Source organism: Massilia sp. CT11-108 (genome assembly GCF_047302915.1).
In the GTDB taxonomy this organism is placed as follows: domain Bacteria; phylum Pseudomonadota; class Gammaproteobacteria; order Burkholderiales; family Burkholderiaceae_D; genus Telluria; species Telluria orientalis.
Genome location: NZ_JBKYMO010001345.1, coordinates 1 through 356 on the forward strand (window position 1 = coordinate 1; position 356 = coordinate 356).

General features: G+C 74.2%; 1 protein-coding gene. It reads right to left on the reverse strand.

Annotated elements, in window-relative coordinates:
- Positions 1–356: ribonuclease HI family protein (locus tag ACEN88_RS34725; protein ID WP_413346960.1), on the reverse strand; the 356-nt coding region annotated here is incomplete at both ends.

The following is a 356-nucleotide window of genomic DNA, read 5'->3' on the forward strand; positions in this document are numbered from 1 at the left end:
GTACGCAGCGCCAGCGCCCGGGCGCGATAGCCGGCCAGGGCGGGCGCCGCGTACAGGTCGGGGCCGGTGACATCGTCGATCACGACCCGGCTGTCGCCGTGGATGGTCAGCTCGTGCGCGCCGTGGGCGGCGGCCGTTTCCAGCAGGGCGATCAGCGCGCGGTATTCCGCCTCGCTGCTGTTGCCGTGGCCGGCCGGATGGGCGAGTTCGATGAGATGGCCGTCCGGGCCTTCGATCCGCACGCCGATGCCGCAGCGGCCCGGGTTCGGTTTCGCGGAGCCGTCGAACCAGGCGCGCCATGCGGTTGGCTGCGCATCGCGCCGCGAGGCCGCAGCGGCTTTCGTGGAGGCGCGGGC